This window comes from Mesorhizobium sp. M7A.F.Ca.CA.002.04.1.1, assembly GCF_004022805.1.
Taxonomy (GTDB): domain Bacteria; phylum Pseudomonadota; class Alphaproteobacteria; order Rhizobiales; family Rhizobiaceae; genus Mesorhizobium; species Mesorhizobium ciceri.
In genome coordinates this window covers 1-1,337 of record NZ_RZPL01001050.1, presented here as the reverse complement: position 1 = coordinate 1,337, position 1,337 = coordinate 1, and the positions used below count along the sequence as shown (strand labels likewise).

General features: G+C 60.8%; 2 protein-coding genes and 1 tRNA gene. 2 read left to right on the top strand and 1 reads right to left on the bottom strand.

Features of this window, described 5'->3' with window-relative positions:
- Both ENZ75_RS31995 and ENZ75_RS31990 read left to right on the top strand, forming a co-directional pair.
- On the top strand, nt 1–399 hold a 399-nt coding region (locus ENZ75_RS31995), incomplete at its 5' end, for an outer membrane beta-barrel protein (protein WP_164888184.1).
- Nucleotides 400–753: 354 nt separating this feature from the next.
- A tRNA-Pro gene (locus tag ENZ75_RS31990) sits at nt 754–830 on the top strand.
- Nucleotides 831–943: 113 nt separating this feature from the next.
- Here ENZ75_RS31990 and ENZ75_RS31985 read toward each other — a convergent pair.
- On the bottom strand, nt 944–1,337 hold a 394-nt coding region (locus ENZ75_RS31985; RefSeq protein WP_164888183.1), incomplete at its 5' end, for a YbaK/EbsC family protein.

Below are 1,337 nucleotides of genomic sequence, written 5' to 3'. Positions count from 1 at the left end.
TTCCCGGACAGCGACACCGAGACCGCCAAAATCTCGAATTATGCCACGGTCGTCGGCCGCGTCGGCTACGCCTTCGATCGCGTGCTGATCTATGCCAAGGCTGGTTATGCCGGCGGCAAGGTGGATTTCCGCGCCCGAGACAACGACGCCCTGGTGACCTACGAAAAGAATGAGTGGCAGAACGGCTATGCGCTCGGCGCTGGCATCGACTATGCCCTTACGAACAACCTCTCGCTTGGCGTGGACTACACCCACGTTGACCTCGGCCATAAGACGAGCACGGGCGACAACGTGTTCGATGATGGCACTCTCGGCGACAATCCCGAGACCTATCGCACAGAGGCAAAGGTCGATGCCGTGATGGCCCGGCTAACCTACAAGTTTGGAATGGGTCAGTAGTGCATCGACATCATTTTCGCGGATCAGATCTAGCGTCAGGGGAGCTCGTCAGCGCTCCCCTTTCCTCGTAGCCTACATATTCCTTCGAACATTCTGGCGATTGAACGAAGTCTTGAACTTCTTTGGGCAATTGCAGCCTAGAGCGGTGCAGGCTATGCCCTTCCAGGGCAAGACAAAGCACGTAGTGTGTCCGCCCTCGGTGACCGGAACCTAAGCAGCACTTGCGGTATGATTTGTCGGTGTGACTTTCGGTCACCAAAGGCACACCGGGACACCATCTGTTCCCATTTCACCAATTTCAGCGAATTCGCCTCTTGCTTCTGAACCCTTGAGAATATAGGGCTTTCCGCGGTCCGGAGTGTAGCGCAGCCCGGTAGCGCACTTGACTGGGGGTCAAGGGGTCGTCGGTTCGAATCCGGCCACTCCGACCAAATTTGAAAGCAGGACTTGCCCCCGAAGTCCGCCTCTCCAGATGCTTCGGTCAGCCCGGCCAAATCTCGGATCGGGGCAACCATGTGCTCTGCCGCTTGAACTCTGGCTTGGGCTACCCCTGGCACACATCGATCCACTCAGCCCCAATCAGCTCAACCATCCTCTGCGGGCTGATCCGCACCGCCGCATTGGTGGCGCCTGCCGCGGGCACGACCTCGTCAAATTCGCGCAGCGATACGTCGCAATAGACCGGCAGCGGCGCCGGCAGGCCGAACGGGCAGACGCCGCCGACCGGGTGGCTCGTCGCTTCGACAACTTCCGCCGCGTCGAGCATGCGCGGCTTGCCGCCGAACTGGTCCTTGAACTTGCGGTTGTCCAGCCTGGCGATGCCGCTGGTCACCACCAGCATGGTGCGGTCGCCGACGCGCAGGCAGATCGTCTTGGCGATCTGCGCCGGCAGCACGCCATGCGCCTCGGCCGCCAGGGTCACCGTCGCCGAGCTCGCC